The 17,084-nt window shown below is 62.0% G+C and carries 15 protein-coding genes; 13 read left to right on the top strand and 2 right to left on the bottom strand.

The genetic code is table 11. From position 1 onward, the window contains the following. Nucleotides 1-97: 97 nt before the first annotated feature. Nucleotides 98-736, top strand: coding sequence for an SOS response-associated peptidase (locus tag T8A63_RS11235; protein ID WP_322343845.1), 639 nt, complete (start codon nucleotides 98-100; stop codon nucleotides 734-736). Here T8A63_RS11235 and T8A63_RS11230 read toward each other — a convergent pair. Both T8A63_RS11230 and T8A63_RS11225 read right to left on the bottom strand, forming a co-directional pair. Then, entirely contained in the window at nucleotides 733-2,163 is a 1,431-nt protein-coding gene (locus tag T8A63_RS11230; protein WP_322343844.1) for a UdgX family uracil-DNA binding protein, read from the bottom strand. The genes T8A63_RS11235 and T8A63_RS11230 overlap by 4 nt on opposite strands. Next, the gene (locus T8A63_RS11225; RefSeq protein ID WP_322345710.1) at nucleotides 2,163-3,398 is read right to left on the bottom strand and encodes a putative DNA modification/repair radical SAM protein; all 1,236 of its coding nucleotides are present in this window, start codon (nucleotides 3,396-3,398) and stop codon (nucleotides 2,163-2,165) included. Before T8A63_RS11225 ends, T8A63_RS11230 begins: the two co-directional genes overlap by 1 nt. 226 nt (nucleotides 3,399-3,624) lie before the next feature. On the opposite strand from T8A63_RS11225, the gene dctP reads away from it, so the two are divergent. From dctP to T8A63_RS11165, 12 genes are all read left to right on the top strand, one after another. After that, nucleotides 3,625-4,596 (top strand): TRAP transporter substrate-binding protein DctP, encoded by a 972-nt coding sequence (gene dctP / locus T8A63_RS11220; RefSeq protein ID WP_300051706.1) that lies wholly within the window; start codon nucleotides 3,625-3,627, stop codon nucleotides 4,594-4,596. 7 nt (nucleotides 4,597-4,603) lie between these two features. After that, nucleotides 4,604-5,098, top strand: coding sequence for a TRAP transporter small permease (locus T8A63_RS11215; protein WP_007120055.1), 495 nt, complete (start codon nucleotides 4,604-4,606; stop codon nucleotides 5,096-5,098). A gap of 1 nt (nucleotide 5,099) precedes the next feature. Beyond that, entirely contained in the window at nucleotides 5,100-6,416 is a 1,317-nt protein-coding gene (locus T8A63_RS11210) for a TRAP transporter large permease (protein ID WP_322343843.1), read from the top strand. A gap of 175 nt (nucleotides 6,417-6,591) precedes the next feature. After that, nucleotides 6,592-8,109 carry a malonyl-CoA synthase gene (locus T8A63_RS11205; protein ID WP_322343842.1) on the top strand — a complete coding sequence of 506 codons (1,518 nt, stop codon included), beginning with the start codon at nucleotides 6,592-6,594 and terminating at the stop codon, nucleotides 8,107-8,109. Nucleotides 8,110-8,283: 174 nt separating this feature from the next. Continuing rightward, the gene (locus T8A63_RS11200) at nucleotides 8,284-11,142 is read left to right on the top strand and encodes a monovalent cation/H+ antiporter subunit A (protein WP_322343841.1); all 2,859 of its coding nucleotides are present in this window, start codon (nucleotides 8,284-8,286) and stop codon (nucleotides 11,140-11,142) included. Between the two features lie 2 nt (nucleotides 11,143-11,144). Further along, nucleotides 11,145-11,492 carry a Na+/H+ antiporter subunit C gene (locus T8A63_RS11195; RefSeq protein ID WP_067630864.1) on the top strand — a complete coding sequence of 116 codons (348 nt, stop codon included), beginning with the start codon at nucleotides 11,145-11,147 and terminating at the stop codon, nucleotides 11,490-11,492. Further along, on the top strand, nucleotides 11,489-13,033 hold the full coding sequence (locus tag T8A63_RS11190) for a monovalent cation/H+ antiporter subunit D (RefSeq protein WP_322343840.1): 1,545 nt from the start codon (nucleotides 11,489-11,491) through the stop codon (nucleotides 13,031-13,033). The genes T8A63_RS11195 and T8A63_RS11190 overlap by 4 nt, the downstream gene beginning before the upstream one ends. Before the next feature lies 1 nt (nucleotide 13,034). After that, complete coding sequence (locus tag T8A63_RS11185; protein ID WP_322343839.1) at nucleotides 13,035-13,535, top strand: Na+/H+ antiporter subunit E; 501 nt, start codon at nucleotides 13,035-13,037, stop codon at nucleotides 13,533-13,535. Further along, complete coding sequence (locus tag T8A63_RS11180; RefSeq protein WP_067630872.1) at nucleotides 13,532-13,819, top strand: K+/H+ antiporter subunit F; 288 nt, start codon at nucleotides 13,532-13,534, stop codon at nucleotides 13,817-13,819. The genes T8A63_RS11185 and T8A63_RS11180 overlap by 4 nt, the downstream gene beginning before the upstream one ends. Next, entirely contained in the window at nucleotides 13,816-14,211 is a 396-nt protein-coding gene (gene mnhG, locus T8A63_RS11175) for a monovalent cation/H(+) antiporter subunit G (RefSeq protein ID WP_259949392.1), read from the top strand. Before T8A63_RS11180 ends, mnhG begins: the two co-directional genes overlap by 4 nt. A gap of 119 nt (nucleotides 14,212-14,330) precedes the next feature. Beyond that, nucleotides 14,331-15,950: a caspase family protein gene (locus T8A63_RS11170; protein ID WP_322343838.1), complete on the top strand. Its 1,620-nt coding sequence runs from the start codon at nucleotides 14,331-14,333 to the stop codon at nucleotides 15,948-15,950. A 128-nt stretch (nucleotides 15,951-16,078) separates the two neighbouring features. Continuing rightward, the gene (locus tag T8A63_RS11165) at nucleotides 16,079-16,999 is read left to right on the top strand and encodes a choline ABC transporter substrate-binding protein (protein WP_322343837.1); all 921 of its coding nucleotides are present in this window, start codon (nucleotides 16,079-16,081) and stop codon (nucleotides 16,997-16,999) included. The last annotated feature ends 85 nt before the right edge of the window (nucleotides 17,000-17,084 follow it).

The following is a 17,084-nucleotide window of genomic DNA, read 5'->3' as shown; positions in this document are numbered from 1 at the left end:
ATCATCAATTGCGGTGCTGTCAAAGATCCTGTGGCCCTTGCCGGACGCGGGCAAAACCGCATCTAATGGGCCAAGATGACGGCAAGGGGGCCAACCGATGTGCAATCTCTATTCCCTGACCAAGGGGCAGGCCGCAATCCGCGGCTGGTTCGACGGCATCGACGACCAAACAGGCAACCTGCCGCCGATGCCCGGTATCTACCCCGACTATGCCGCCCCGGTAGTGCGCCACGGCGATGGCGGTCCGGTGCTGGAGATGATGCGATGGGGGATGCCCTCTCCGGCCTTCGCGCTCAAGGGCAAGAAGACCGACCGCGGCGTGACCAACATCCGCAACATCGCCTCGCCGCATTGGCGGCGCTGGCTGGGGGCCGAGCATCGCTGCGTGGTGCCCTTCACCGCCTTTTCCGAACCGCTGAACCGCCCCGGAGAGCGCTCGCGCCCGGTCTGGTTCGCGCTTGGCGAGGACCGTCCGCTGGCCTTTTTTGCGGGCGTTTGGACCGAATGGACGAGCGTGCGCAAACTGAAGGACGGCGAGACCACTGATACCCTCTATGGCTTTCTGACCACCGAAGCCAATGCCGAGGTCGGGGCCGTGCACCCCAAGGCGATGCCGGTGATCCTGACCACGCCCGATGAGGTGCAGGCGTGGCTGACAGTTGAAACGACCGAGCTGCCCAGCCTGCAACGCCCCTTGCCGGACGGCACGCTCCAGGTCATCGACCCCGAGGATTAAGCCGCCTCTGCCATCATCCGCGCCGCCATCGCCAGATCGGAGCGGAACTGCGCCGTGGCCTCTTCGCGCAGCGCCGGATCCGGCACGCGCAGCAGATAGGACGGGTGCAGGGTGATCAGCACCGGGATGCCTTCTGGCCCCGTCTCGATCGTGCCACGGCGTTTCAGGATGCCCGTGCCGTTGCCCGTCAGGCTTTGCGCCGCTGTGGCGCCCATGGCGAGGATCAGCTTGGGCTGCACCTGCGCCACCTCGGCGTTCATCCACCAGCGGCATTGGTCGATCTCGGGCGTCTCAGGGCGCTGGTGAATGCGGCGTTTGCCGCGGGCGGTGAACTTGAAGTGTTTGACGGCATTGGTGACGAAAGCCGCCTCGCGGTCGAGGCCGGCCTCTGCCGCCACGCGGTCGAACATCTGCCCGGTAGGGCCCACAAAGGGACGGCCCGCGAGATCCTCCTGATCGCCGGGTTGTTCACCGACCACCATCAGATCGGCGCGGTTTGGCCCTTCGCCCGGCACGGCTTGGGTCGCATGGCAATGCAGCGGGCAGCGGGTGCAGGCGCGGATCGCGGTGGGCAGGTCCTCCATCGGGCCGTCCCAAGCGGATGAGAAGGCCGAAAGCTGCGCCTGCACCCGGTCCATCCGCACCGGCGGCAGGGTGGGTGCTGCTTCGGCCATGGCACGGGCGCGGGCCGGGGCCTCGGCGATCATCTGTGGGATGAAAGCGGCCTCGGGCATGTTCTTCCAGTATTTTTTCGGCATCTCGGATTGCATCGCCTTCACCATCAGGCGGGCGGGGTTAAAGATGTTCTGGAAGTAGGTGATCCAAAGCTGCTCGCCCGCGTCCTCGGGCAGGTCGGGTTTGGCGTGCCCTTCTTGGAACGTGAGTTTGCCGTTCTCGAAAATGGCCGAGACATCGGGCGTCAAGATACGCCAGTCCATGTCGGAAAACCGCCGCACGAAGAAATCCGCCGTCGGCTCCACCGTGTGATGCGTGGGCTCGAACCACGCGGCGAAGCTGCGGCGCGGGGCGTTTGGGTCGCCGATCTCGCGGAAGCGGACGAAGGCCTTCATCTTGTGCTGGCAGCGGCGGACGTTCTTCTCCATCCCGCGCAGCACGGCGAGGTCGGCATCGCCCCGGTCGGACATCAGATGCGGCGCGTCTTTCACGCGCCAGAGAAAGGCATAGAGCCGCGCGAAACGCTCCGGATCGCTGTGCCAAACGGCGGTTTCCGCCATGGAGACGAAGCTGCGCGGGACCGAGACCTGCCCGCCTTTAGGTGAGATGCTCTCGCCGCCGAAAAGATCGGGCGCGGCGGCATGATCGCCCCAGAGAATATCCTCGGGCGGGACGCCTGCAGCCAGAAAACCGCGCGCCGCTTCGCGCCATGCTTTCGCCGTGCCGATGGGGGGGAGCGAGACGCGCTGCATCAGAACAGGGTCAACTGCTCGGGCGGCGGCGCGAAACGTGCGCGCAGGTCGGCGCTGTCGGTCAGCCCACCAGGCGACCAGCCGCCTGCCGTGACAAAGGCGCGGGCCTTTTTCATCGACGCGCCCATGCGGGTCAGGTCTTCGTAGCGCAGGGACCGGTGGCGGCGGGCGGCGAGGATGCGGTTTACCGTTTTCACGCCAAACCCCGGCACCCGCAGCAGCATCTCGCGGCTGGCGCGGTTGACGTCGAGCGGGAAGTGTTCGCGGTGCACCAGCGCCCAAGCGAGCTTGGGGTCGACCTCCAGATCGAGATTGCCGTCGCGGGTGACGGAGGTGATCTCGTCCAGCTGGAAATCATAAAACCGCAGCAGCCAATCGGCCTGATAAAGCCGATGCTCGCGTTGCAGGGGCGGGCGGATCAGCGGCAGTTTGGCGGAACTGTCGGGGATTGGCGAGAAGGCGGAATAGTAAACGCGCTTCAGCTTGTAGCTGGAGTAAAGCCGGGTCGATTGGCCCAGCACTGTGGCGTCGTTCGACCCATCCGCGCCGATGATCATCTGCGTCGACTGGCCTGCGGGCGCGAAGCGGGGCGGGCGCTTGCCGGAAAAGGATTTCTCTTTGCTCGCCTCCTTGGTCATCCGCACATTCGCCATCGCGCGGCGGATCTGCTCGGGCTTCTTCTCGGGCGCGTATTGCTGCACCGCCGTGTCGGTGGGAAGTTCGACATTGATCGACAAGCGGTCCGCCAGACGGCCTGCTTCCTCGATCAACTCAGGGGAAGCATCGGGGATCGTCTTGAGGTGGATATAGCCGCGAAAGTTCTCTTCGTGCCGCAGTTTGCGGGCGATCTGCACCATATCCGACATCGTCGCATCGGGGGAGCGGATCACGCCGGAGGACAAAAAAAGCCCTTCGATATAGTTGCGGCGGTAGAATTCGATGGTGAGCTTGACCACCTCATCCACGCTGAACCGCGCCCGGTCGACGTTGGAGGACACGCGGTTGATGCAATAGCTACAATCGTAGATGCAGAAATTGGTCATCAGGATCTTGAGCAGACTGATGCACCGCCCGTCGGGGGCGTATGCGTGGCAGATGCCGCTGCCTTCGTTTGAGCCCAGCCCCTTGCCATCGCGCGAGTCGCGTTTGGTCGAGCCGGAGGAAGCGCAGGAGGCGTCGTATTTCGCCGCGTCGCTGAGAATCGCCAGTTTTTGATCGAGTGTCTGTTTTGCCATGCGTTCCATATATGTTCTCATGGCTAGGGTGTCATTAAACTATCTTAATGCCGCGACAATCTGCGCAGGGCACCGCCTGTGCGATGGCGCGGGCAGGGGGTGAGAGTTTAAATTGACGTAGCGAAATCTTGTCGCTACGAATTACATGCAGATACATATTATGCATATGCATGCGAGAGCACCGGGGCAAAGATCGCGGGCTTTTGATCACAACTGGGAGACGATCATGAAAACAACAACTACGCTCAGCGCGGCGCTCTTTGCCGTCAGCACCCTTGCCACCACCAGCACCGCCAGCGCCGACGAAGTGACGCTGCGCGCCGTTTCGGCCTTTACCCTTGGCACCGCCTTTAGTCGCGAGTTTGAATCCTTTGTCGAATGGATCAACGAGAACGGCAAGGGGGTCGTGCAGATCAATATGGTCGGCGGGCCAGAGGCCGTGCCGCCCTTTGAATTGGGCAACGCGGTGCAATCTGGCGTTGTCGATATCGCTAACAACACCACGGCCTATTACCCGAACCTGCTGCCCACGGGCGACGCGCTGCATCTGGCGGAAAACACCATTCAAGAGCAGCGCGAGAATGGCTGCTATGAACTGGTCGACCGCATCCACCAAGAGCAGATGAACGTCAAATACCTCGGCCACGGCGGCGACGGGATCGGCTATCACCTCTATCTGACCAAACCGGTCGAGGGGCCGGACCTGAGCGGTCTGACCATCCGCACCACACCGGTTTATCAGGCGATGTTCACGCAACTGGGCGCCAATCTGGTGCGCACCGCGCCGGGCGAAGTCTATAGCGCGCTGGAGCGTGGGGCGATTGACGGTTACGGCTGGCCCTCGCAGGGTGTGCTTGATCTCGGCTGGGACGAGCAGACGAAATACCGGGTCGACCCGAGCTTTTACAACGTCGACGTGAACCTGCTGGTGAACCTCGACACGTGGAACGGGCTGACCGACGAACAGCGCGCCAAACTCGAAGAGGGCGCGGCTTGGATGGAGGAGCTTAACAACGACAATGCCGACCGCAACGCGACGGAATACGCGGCGCAGGCAGAGGCGGGGATCGAGACGATCACCTTCAGCGAGGCCGATGCCGAAGCTTGGACCAATGCCGCGCGCGATGCTGGCTGGGCCGCTGTCGCAGAAGTGGATGCCGATCTTGCGCAGCAGATGCGCGCCTGCATGACCAAGTGATCGCCCGATGATCTCAACATTGTTTGACCGGACACTCCGGGGGCTGGCCGTTTTCTCGGCCGGTATCCTCGGGGTGATCGCGGTGTTTATCGCGATCAACGTGGTGCTGCGCAATCTCGGCTTGCCGGTGGTCTATGGCGCGCTGGATGCCATCCAATATGCGTTGATGATTGCCACCTTCCTCGGCGCGCCTTGGGTGCTGTCAATCGGCGGGCATGTGAAGGTTGATCTGATCACCAGCAACCTGTCGCAGCGCACTGCCTATGCTTTGACCCGCCTGACCAGCGCCATCGGCGCGGTGACAGCGGGGGTGCTGGGCTGGTACGGGCTGCAGGCGGTGCTGGCCTCTGCCGCGCGCGGGTCGATGATCCGCACCTCTTTTGTGATCCCGGAGTGGTGGATGCTGGCCTTTGTGCCGCTGTCGCTGGCGCTGTGTACGATCATCTTTATCCGTCGTCTGCTCTATCCGGAAACGGCCGAGCGTAGTTTGAGTGGTCTTTGAGATGGATTGGGGCCTGACACTGACTTTGATGCTGGGCGGATTGGCGGTTTTGCTGTTGATCGGTCTGCCGGTCGCCTTTGCCTTTATCGCCGTGACCACCGTAGGCGCCTATTTCGTATTGGGCGGAGACCGCGGCATTCTGCAACTGGCACGCAACTCGGCGCAATCGGTGGCGAATTTTCAACTCGCGCCGATACCGCTGTTTATCTTGATGGGAGAGATCCTCTTTCAGACCGGGGTCGCGCACCGGGCCATTGACGCGATCGAGCGGGTGGTGACGCGCATTCCGGGCCGCATGTCGGTCGTGACGATCTTTGGCGGCACGATCTTTGCAGCCCTCTCCGGCTCGACCATCGCCAATACCGCGATGCTGGGCGGCACGCTGCTGCCGGGGATGCTGAAACGGGGCTATCATCCCTCGATGGCGATGGGGCCGATCATGGCCTCGGGCGCGATTGCGATGTTGATCCCGCCCTCGGCACTGGCGGTTCTGGTGGGCTCGCTCGCGGGTATTTCCATCGCCGGGCTGCTGATCGCGGGGGTGCTGCCCGCGCTGCTGCTGGCGGTGCTCTTTGTGGTTTATGTGGTGGGGCGCAGTGTGCTGGACCCGAAGGTGGCGCCGCCAGATGTCTATGAGGAAATGACCCTCCGTGAACGCTGGACGCCTTTCGTGATCTATGTGCTGCCGCTGTCGGTGCTTTTTGCTGTGGTCATCGGCTCACTGCTGGCGGGGATCGCAACGCCCACGGAAAGTGCCGCCCTTGGCAGCATCACCGCCGTGATCATCGGGGCGGCCTATCGCGCGCTGAGTTGGGAGAAGATGGGCCGCGCCTTGATGGAGACGCTGAAGCTTTCGGTGATGATCCTGTTCATCATTGCGGCCAGCCAGACCTTTGCGCAGGTGCTGTCTTTCTCGGGGGCGACCAATGGGCTGATCAACGCAATCAACGCGGTCGATCCGACGCCTTTGATGGTGCTTTTGGGGATGATCGCGATCCTGCTCTTTTTGGGGTGCTTCATTGATCAGGTTTCAATGCTGATGGTCACCGTACCGGTCTTCGTGCCCTTGGCGGGTGCGATGGAGATCAATGAGCTGACCCTTGGCGTGGTCTATCTGCTGACCATGGAGATCGGTTTGCTGACACCGCCCTTTGGTCTGCTGCTGTTCGTCATGCGGGGCGTGGCGCCGCCTGAAATCCGGATGCCACAGATCTATGCGTCGGTCATGCCGTTCCTGCTGATCAAGCTCTTCGTTCTGGCATTGATTGTTTGGCTGCCGGGTATCGGCACATGGTTGCCCGGTTTGATGGGCCGCTGAATCTTGGGGCGGCGCGCCTCAGCGCCGCCCCGCAAGCTATTGCCTTAATTCGACATTTGCCGACTGTGCCGCCGCGCGCGGGCTTCGGTTGGCTTGCATTACCCCGCGTGATGCGGTTGTAATCCCGCAAGGAGGCAGTCGGCTTTCCCAAGAACAACACGCGAGGAGCACCGTGATGGCAAACCCCCTTTATGACACTCTGTTTGGCCGTCACGCTGGCAAAACGACGGCCTTTCTGCATCTCGAAGGCGGGGTCGTGCTGACCCACGCGGGTTTCCTTGGGCGCGCTGCGCGGTTTGCCCATGTGCTGACCGATCTTGGCCTAAAGCCGGGTGACCGGCTCGCGGTGCAGATCGACAAATCCGCCGACGCTTTGGCGCTTTATGCCGCCTGCGTGCAGGCCGGGGTCATCTTTTTGCCGCTCAATACCGCCTATACCGCCGATGAGGTGCGCTATTTCGTGACCGACAGCGGGGCGGCAGCCTTTGTCTGCCAGCCTGCGCGCCGCAATGAGATGGCTCCGGTGGCCAAGGCGGCGGGTTGCCAACTTGAGACGTTGGGGGCGGATAACGACGGCAGCTTTGCGGATCGTGCGACCTCGGCCTCCGATAATTTTGAGACTGTGGCACGGGACGCCGATGACCTTGCGGCCTTCCTCTATACCTCGGGCACCACGGGGCGCTCTAAGGGGGCAATGCTGACGCAGGCAAACCTTTTGTCGAACGCGCAGACGCTGGCCGACCTGTGGCGCTTCACCGCAAGTGACGTGCTGCTGCATGCGCTGCCGATCTTTCACACGCACGGGCTGTTCGTGGCGACCAATGTGACGCTGGTGGCGGGGGGCGCGATGATCTTCATGCCCAAGCTCGACATCGACCGGTTGATCGACCGGATGCCCCATGCCACCGCGATGATGGGGGTGCCAACCTTCTACACCCGGCTTTTGGACGACGCGCGTTTCACCCGTGAGACGACGGCGAACATGCGGCTGTTCATCTCGGGGTCGGCTCCGCTTTTGGCCGAAACCCATGTCGATTTTGAAGAACGCACCGGCCACCGTATCCTAGAGCGTTACGGCATGACCGAGACCAATATGAACACATCAAACCCCTATGAAGGCGAGCGCCGCGCGGGCACCGTGGGCCTGCCGCTGCCGGATGTGGAGTTGAAAATCACCGACCCCAAAACCGGCGCGACCCTGCCGGACGGAGAGATAGGCAGCATCGAAGTACGTGGCCCGAATGTCTTCAAGGGCTATTGGCAGATGCCCGAGAAAACCGCCGCCGAACTGCGCGAAGATGGCTTTTTCATCACCGGCGATCTGGGGCGGCGCGATGCGGATGGCTATGTGACCATTGTGGGCCGCGACAAAGACCTGATCATCTCGGGCGGCTATAATATCTACCCTAAGGAGGTCGAACTGCTGCTCGATGACCGACCGGGCGTGCTGGAAAGCGCGGTGTTTGGCGTGCCGCATCCCGATTTCGGGGAAAGCGTGGTGGCGGTGTTGGTGGCGCGGCGGGGCGCGGAGTTGGACCTTGCGCAGATCGCCGGGGATGTGGCCGGATCGCTGGCCAAGTTCAAACGACCCGCCAAGCTGATCGTCCTGCCGGAATTGCCGCGCAACACGATGGGCAAGGTGCAAAAGAACGTGCTGCGCGACACCTACCGGGACTTGTTTCAACCGGGGTAGGGGCGCCCGAGGGCCATTCTAGCGGGCATAGGGGCGGCGGTATCGCCATCCCACGGGGCAGGACTGCGGTGTAACCTGCGACAATCTGGCGTTTAATGCCCGGTTTCGCTTGAGGTGCCGGGAAAATTTCTACAAAATGTGGTGACCTTTCAGTCCGCCAGATCAGGAGTTCGCGTGTCCCTCTTCCTTATCGTTGCCTTGCCCTTCTTGGGCGCATTGTTACCCGGACTGATGAATTCCGCAGGGCGTCAAGCCTGCGCCGGGGTGACCTTTATGGTGACCCTCGTGGCGCTGGTGGGTTTGCTCACGCATCTGCCCGCCGTGCTGGCGGGCGAATTGGTCACCGCGCGGGTTGACTGGATCCCGCAGCTTGGCCTGAACCTGACCTTGATGCTTGACAGCCTCGGCTTTTTCTTTGCCTGTCTGATCCTTGGCATCGGTCTGTTGATCATCGCCTATGCGCGGTCTTACCTGTCGCGCGACGATCATATGGGTGAGTTTTTCACCTATCTGCTGCTGTTCCAAGGCGCGATGGTCGGCATCGTTCTAAGCGATAACGTGTTGATCTTGCTGATCTTCTGGGAGCTAACCTCGCTGTCGTCCTTCCTGCTGATCGGCTATTGGAAACACCTGCCCGAAGGCCGTCAAGGCGCACGCATGGCGTTGACCGTGACGGGCATGGGCGGCCTTGCGATGATCGGTGGCATGTTGCTGCTGGGTCAGATCGTCGGCAGCTATGACCTGAGCGTGATCCTCGACAACCGCGAGATGATCCAAGCCTCGCCCCTCTATCTGCCCGCGCTGATCCTGATCCTCTTGGGCTGTTTCACCAAATCGGCGCAGTTCCCGTTCCACTTCTGGCTGCCCCACGCGATGGCAGCACCAACGCCGGTCTCGGCCTATCTGCACTCCGCCACCATGGTGAAGGCGGGGATCTTCCTGATGGCGCGGATGTGGCCGGTGCTGTCGGGCACGCCAGAGTGGTTTGTCATCGTCACCACGGCGGGTCTGATCACCATGGTGCTGGGCGCGGTCATCGCGCTGTTCAAACATGACCTAAAGGCGCTGCTGGCCTTTTCGACCGTCAGCCACCTTGGTCTGATCACTATGCTTTTGGGCACCGGCACGGCCTTTGGCGCGATGGCGGCGGTGTTTCACATCTTGAACCACGCGACCTTTAAGGCCGCGCTTTTTATGTCGGCGGGGATCGTGGATCACGCGGTGCATACCCGTGACATCCGCCGCTTGGGTGGGTTGCGGCATCTGATGCCTGTGACCTTTGTCATCGCCACGCTGGCGGCGCTGTCGATGGCGGGGATCCCGCTGCTCAACGGCTTCCTGTCGAAAGAGATGATGCTGGAAGAGACCCTGCACACGAAGCTCTTTGACATGCCGTGGCTGGTGCCGGGGCTTGCGACCTTTGGTGCGCTCTTCTCTGCCGCCTATAGCTTCCGGCTGATCGGCCATACCTTCCTTGGCAAAGAGCGTGACGACTATCCCGACCATCCGCATGACCCCAAGCCCGGTCTGTGGCTGCCGCCTGCGTTGTTGATCATCCCCGTTGTGGTGATCGGCCTCGCACCGTTTCTGGCTGAGCCTTTCGTCAAACTGGTGACGGCTTCGGTTCTCGGCGGCGCGGCAGAGATGCCTTCGACTCATCTCAAAATCTGGCACGGGCTGGGTCCGGCGCTTTATATGTCGATCATCGCGGTTGTCGGTGGCCTGATCCTACTGGCGCTTTTCGCCCCGCTTCTGCGTGTTTGGGATGCCACGCCCCGGCCCGAGGCCAAGTCGATCTTTGACCGCATCATCGCGGCCTTTGTCGGCCTGTCGCAGGCGATGTCGCTGCGTCTGCACAACGGGGCGTTCTCGCGCTATGCCGCGATCATGGCGGTGACCGTGGTTGTAGTGGGCTACTACGCTTGGGCCACCGGCACCGTCGGGGCCGCGACCCGTGCGTTGCAGCCGACCAACGCAGTGCAGATCGCGGGCTGGCTGATGCTGGTGGCGGCGGCATGCGGGCTGGTGTTCCTGCACCGCAACCGCCTGTTATCGCTGATCCTGATCGGCATCGTGGGGCTGATCGTCTCGGCTGGTTTCGTCTTTTTCAGCGCGCCTGACTTGGCGATGACCCAGCTGACGGTCGAGGTGGTGACGATCATCTTGTTGCTCTTGGCGCTGAACTTCCTGCCCAACCGCACACCGATCGAAAGCAGCGTGCTGCGTCGGACGCGCGACGTTGTGGTCTCCCTCGCGGCGGGGGCGGCGACGATGGCGCTGTCCTATCACTACCTCCTGCGCGACACCGTCGCACCGAGCATCTCGGAATTCCACCTTGCCAACTCCTACAAGGGCGGCGGCGGCACCAATGTGGTGAACGTGATCCTCGTCGATTTCCGGGGCTTTGACACCTATGGTGAGATCATCGTTCTGGGCATCGCTGCCTTGCTGATCTACGCCCTGACAGAAACGCTGCTGTCTGGCCCAGTACGCGCACGCCTGCTCAACCGCAAACCAGACCAGCCAAGGGCAGGGGACCGGCACCCGATGATGATGGTGGTGATGACCCGCGTCATCATGCCCGTCGTGCTGATGGTTGGTTTCTATATCTTCCTGCGCGGCCATAACGAGCCGGGCGGCGGGTTTATCGCCGGTCTGATCGTCTCCATCGCCGTGGTGATGCAGTATATGGCCAGTGGCTTTGCCTGGGCATCGGCGCGGCTGCGATATCCCTATCACGGGATCATCGGCACCGGCGTCTTGATCGCGGGGCTGACGGGGATCGGGTCGTGGCTCTTTGCCAAACCTTTCCTGACTTCGGATTTCACCTATGTGCGCATCCCGCCTTTCGACAAGTTCGAACTGGCGACTGCCGCGCTCTTTGATCTTGGCGTGTTCCTTGCCGTTGTCGGTGCGGTGATGCTGTCGCTCGAAAGTTTCTCGCGGCTGGCCCGCCGGGCGCATGTGCCTGAGGCCGATCACCCGATGGACATCGACCCATCGCGCGAAGACACCACCAAGGCGGAGGCATAAACATGGAACTTCTCGTCGCATCCGCCATCGGCATCCTGACGGCCTCTGGCCTCTACCTCGTGCTGCGCTTGCGGAGTTTTCCCGTCATCATGGGCACATCGCTGCTGACCTATGCGGTGAACGTGTTTCTCTTTGCCTCGGGCCGTTTGACCGTGGGCGCGCCGCCGATCCTCACGGATGCCGCGCGCTATACCGATCCGCTGCCCCAAGCGCTGGTGCTGACCGCCATCGTGATTTCATTCGGCATGACCGCCGTGGTGGTGATGATCGCGCTTGGCGCCTATCTGGGCAACAATGACGACCATGTCGACGACCCGCTGACCGATATCAAGGCGGAGGACCGCACATGACCCATTGGCTGATCCTGCCCATCGTGCTGCCCGCATTTATTGCGCCCTTCATCATTTTGGCCGCACGCTACCACATCACCATCCAACGGGTGTTGTCGCTGTTCGGGGCGCTCGCGTTGGTCGCCGTGGGGCTTGGCCTGTCGGTCGAGGCGGCGAGCGGCGATGTCATGCTCTACCGTCTCAGCGATTGGGCCGCGCCCTTTGGCATCGTGCTGGTGGGCGACCGTCTGTCGACGCTGATGGTCACGCTGACGGCGGTGCTGGCGCTCTTCGTGCTGCTTTACGTGATCGGCTCGAAATGGGACGAACGCGGACGGCATTTTCACGCGCTGTTCCAGTTCCAGTTGATGGGGATCATGGGGGCGTTCCTGACGGGCGACCTTTTCAACCTCTTCGTCTTTTTCGAAGTGCTGCTGATCGCTTCCTACGGGTTGATGATCCACGCCGGCGGCACGCCGCGGCTGCGGGCCGGGGTGCAATATGTGCTCTATAACCTCTTGGGCTCGACGCTGTTCCTCTTTGCGCTTGGCGCGATCTATGCCGAGACGGGGACGCTCAACATGGCCGATCTGGCGCAGCGTGTGGCGCTGATTGATACCGGCGCGACCGTGGGCATTCGCATCGCGGCGGTGCTGCTTTTGATGGTCTTCGCGGTCAAAGCTGCCGTGGTGCCGCTGCACTTCTGGCTCCCGTCGAGCTATGCCGAAGCACCCGGCCCTGTGGCGGCGCTTTTCGCGATCATGACCAAGGTCGGCGCCTATGCAATCATCCGCGTCTATACGCTGATCTTCCCGCCAGACCTTGCCGCCACGGTGGACCTGCACACAACATGGCTGCTGCCTGCCGCGCTGCTGTCGCTGGCGCTTGGCATGATCGGCGTGCTGGCGGCCAAGCAGTTGGACCGAATGGTCGCCTTTTCGGTGATTGGGTCGATGGGCATGGTGATGATTTCTATCGCGCTGTTCACGCCCGAAGGGATCGCCGCGGCGCTTTATTATATCGTGCATTCGACGCTGGCCGCAGGCGCGTTGTTCCTGATCGCCGATCTGGCGCGGGCGGGTCGGGACAATCTTGATCTGACGGCGCAGCCGCAGGTGGCGGGGGCCAAGCTGACCTCGGCCCTGTTCTTTGTCGCGGCTATCGCCATGGTCGGCGTGCCGCCGCTTTCGGGTTTTCTGGGCAAGTTGCTGATCATGGATGCTGCTGCCGAGAATGATTACTGGGTCTGGATCTGGGCCGTGATCTTAGGCGCGAGCCTTTTGAGCCTTGTCGGCTTTGGTCGCGCGGGCAGCGTGGTCTTCTGGAAATCTCGCAGCGTCACGCCGCAAGAGGGGGCCACCCCCGCCGAGGCGCCCTCGGCGCTGAGCTATGTTGCGGTCGGTGGCCTTCTGGCGCTACTGGTCGCGCATACGCTGCTGGCGGGCCCGGCCACGCAATATGCCACGGCGATCTCAAACCAACTGTTCGGCCCGGAACGCTATCTGAGCACCGTGCTAGAGACCCCCGGCAAACTGTCGGACGGCAAAGAGGAGGCCCATTGATATGATGCGACCTATCCGTTGGCTCTTGCCGCACCCGTTTCTGACCCTACTGCTGACAGTGGTCTGGGTCCTGCTGCAAAACAAATTCAGCGCGGGCATGCTGGTCTTTGGTCTGATCCTCGGGATCGTGATCCCGGTGCTGACCGCGCGTTGGTGGACCGACCGGCCCCAAGGCATTCGCCCGCTGCGCATGATCGCCTATGTGATCTTGGTCCTGTGGGATATCATCATCGCCAATATCCAAGTGGCATGGATCATCCTGACCAAATCCAACGCCAGCATGTCGCCCGCCTGGGTTGTCGTGCCGCTGGACCTGAAAGAACCCGAAGCGATCACGATTCTTGCGGGCACCATCACCTTGACCCCCGGCACAGTCTCGGCGGATCTGTCGGACAACGGGCGCTACCTGCTGGTGCACGCGCTGGACGCCACTGACCCCGACGCCGTGCGCGATGAGATCAAAGACCGCTACGAACGCCGCTTGAAGGAGATTTTCGTATGACCCAAGCGACCGACCTTTTGACCCTTGCGCTTTATGGTGCCCTGACCTTGGTCGCCATCGCGCAGTTCATGGCGATGATCCGGCTGTGGATCGGCCCCGGCACCGGGGACCGCATTCTGGCGCTGGACACGATGTTCATCAACGCCATCGGCATCATCGTGCTTTTGGGCATCCTGCAGGGCACGCAGATCTATTTTGAGGCGGCGCTGATCATCGCCATGCTGGGTTTCGTCTCAACCGTGGCCTATGCCCGGTTCGTCTTGCGCGGAGATATCATCGAATGAGCCCCGATATCATCGCCACCTATTTTATCATCGTGCTGCTGGTGATCGGCAGTTTCTTCGTGCTTGTCGCCGGGATTGGCTTGCTCAAGCTGAACGACCCGATGACCCGCCTTCACGCGCCGACCAAAGCCGCGACGCTGGGGATCGGGGCCTATCTGTTGGCGGCGATGGTGAATTCGTTTCTGTCTGGAACGGGGTCGCTGCATGAACTGCTGATCATGGCCTTCATCTTTGTCACGGCTCCGGTTTCGGCGAATTTCATGGCCAAGGCGAATATCCACCGGCGCGATTGCCTGCCGCATCCGCCGGAACTGCCGGATGGCGATACGTGGGCCACGCTCAACGTGCCGGAAGAAGACCGCGAGATCGAAGAGACTTCGCCCAACGCCTGAACCACGGCAGCAAGGGTCGGATTCATTTCAAACTGTTACGATGGTGGAAACCTTTTCCTGCCAGCATAGGTTAATGGGCGGCGCCGCCCAACCGAAGCTGACCGAAAGGAGCCCGCCATATGCGTTTGACCGCGATCCTCTTGATGTTGTTTCTGCCCCTCGCTGCAGCGGCCCAAGACCGTGTGGCGATGGTGATTGGCATCTCTGCCTATGAGTATGCCGCCCCGCTTGACGGGCCGCGCGCCGATGCCGCGCTGCTGACCCAAACGTTAGAGGGGCAGGGGTTCGATGTTACCACGCTGATCGACACGGATAGCGCCACGCTCAAGCGGGAACTCTCTGACTTTGCCTTTCAGGCCGAAACGGCGGATATCGCCTTGATCTACTACGCGGGTCGCCGCGTCGCCTCGGGCGGGCAGAGCTATCTGATCCCGGTCGATGCGCCCTTGGCCCCGGCCTCGGCGCTGCGGCAACAGGGGGTGGCGCTGCCTGCGCTGCTGCGTGCGGCGGGCAAGGCGCGACAGATACGGCTTGTTTTGCTTGATAACTGCCATGCCGCCCCGCGCCAGTCGACCGCCCCGCTGCCGCCGCCCGAGCCGCGTCTTGGCACGCTGGTCGTCACCTCCGGTGAGGTGGGCGCCTGTGACAAGGGCGGTGAAAACGCGGGCCTTTTCGCGGCCACATTGGCCGAGGTTTTGACCGAGCCGGATGTCGAAGTCGGCGCCATGCTGGACGGATTTCGCGCCACGCTGCGCAGCCGTAGCGGCGGCAGCCTCTCCGCCCGGCGCTTTGGGCGGCTGACCCCGACGCCAGCTTTCATCGCAGAGACGGACAGCGCGGATGCGGCCCCGCAGACATGGGGGGATTTGGACCCCGCGCAGAGCCAGCGCTTGGCCGAATTGGCGCGGCAAGGGGACACCCGATCCCAACTTGGTCTTGCCGCCCTGCAAAGCGACCCTGACGATCCGCGCTATGACCCGCAAACCGCTGCGGCCCAACTGATGCGGGCAGTAGAAACCGGCTCTGCCGAGGCGCGGTATCAGCTTGCACAGCTTTATGAAGAAGGACGCGGCGTCGCTCAGGATGAGGCCCGCGCCATGGCCCTTTATCGCGACGCCGCCGAGCGGGGCCATGCCGGGGCGCTGAACGATCTGGGGTTCATCCATCTACAGGGGGAATTGGGGCAGGAAACCGATTCCGATCTGGCGTTGGACTATTTCCGCCGCGCAGCCGATAGGCGACACCCAGCGGCGATGTTCAACTTTGCCGCGATGATCGACGATGGCAAAGTGCCCGGTCGCGGGGCGGCGGATGCGGCGCTTTATCTCTATCGCGCGCTGCGGGCGGGGGACGGCACGCTGCTGGGGCTGATGCAGGATGAGCCCAAACTTTTCAACAGCGAGACCCGCAAAGCCCTGCAACGCAAACTTTCGGATTTCGGATTTTACGACGGCGCGATCGACGGGCTTTACGGCGAGGGAACCCAAGCCGCGATCCGTGCGGCATTTGGGATGAAGGCGGCAGAGGGGCAGGGAGAAGCCCCTGAAACCGTTGAGGAAACGCAAGGGACCGACACCCTCGAATCGCCCCCGTCAACGCCCGCCACGCCCGTGGCTGCGCCTGCTCAGACGCCCGCCGCCCCCGCCGAAGAGACCCCGAAGATTGACGCCGAACCCGAGCCGGGTGCGGACCAAAATGTCACCCCGGTTCTGCGCCCGAAACAGGCCGCGCGGGAGTGAGTTTTGAAACAAGTAGAATTGCTTTTTGCCCTCCAGTAAGTTGGCGAAATTAATCCGGTTGCAATATCGCGGCCGATGGCTTTTGATTGGCGCATCAGTCAATAAAAACTTCTCTGGGGAGAACACCAATGAAAAAACTGCTTATGACATCCGCTCTGGCGACAGTTGCCGCGACCTCGCTGGCGGCGGCCGAATGTAGCGAAGTCACCTTCTCAGACGTGGGTTGGACCGATATCACCGCGACCACCGCCGCCGCTTCGGTCGTGCTTGACGCGCTTGGCTATGATACCGAGACCAAGATCCTCGCCGTGCCGGTGACCTACACCTCCATGGCCTCGGGCGACATCGACGTGTTTTTGGGCAACTGGATGCCCACCATGGAAGGCGACATCGCGAAATATCGCGAAGAAGGCAGCGTCGACACCGTGCGCGCCAACCTTGAAGGCGCGAAATACACGCTGGCTGTGAACAAAGCCGCCGCCGACATGGGCATCAAGACCTTCGCCGACATCGCCGCCAATAAAGACGCGCTGGAAGGTGAAATCTATGGCATCGAGCCCGGCAATGACGGCAACCGTCTGATCCAGTCGATGATCGACGAGAATGCATTTGATCTGGGCGAGTTTGAGGTCGTTGAATCCTCCGAGCAGGGGATGCTGGCCCAAGTCCAGCGCGCCACCCGCAAAGAGGAGCCCGTCGTCTTCCTTGGTTGGGAACCGCACCCGATGAACGCCAACTTCGATCTGACCTATCTGGAAGGCGGCGATGACTACTTCGGCCCCGATCTGGGCGGTGCAACGGTCTATACCAACACCCGCGCCGGTTTTGTTGAGGAATGCCCGAACCTTGGTAAATTCCTGAACAACCTCGAGTTCACGCTTGAAATGGAGAATGAGATCATGGGCGCGATCCTTGATGACGGCGAAAAGCCGGAAGAGGCAGCCGCCGCTTGGATCAAAGCGAACTCCGACGTGCTCAGCACTTGGCTGGACGGTGTGACCACCGTCGATGGTGGCGACGCGATGGAAGCTGTCGCTTCGCTGAAGTGATCATCGCGATATGATGGAAAAGACCCGCCCCAAAGCGATGGGGCGGGTCATTCTCATGCGCAATTCTCCAATCCTGAAGGACTGA

It is taken from the genome of Sulfitobacter sp. OXR-159, from assembly GCF_034377145.1.
In the GTDB taxonomy this organism is placed as follows: domain Bacteria; phylum Pseudomonadota; class Alphaproteobacteria; order Rhodobacterales; family Rhodobacteraceae; genus Sulfitobacter.
Note: the sequence above shows the minus strand (reverse complement) of the source record. Positions and strands in the feature narration are given on the sequence as shown.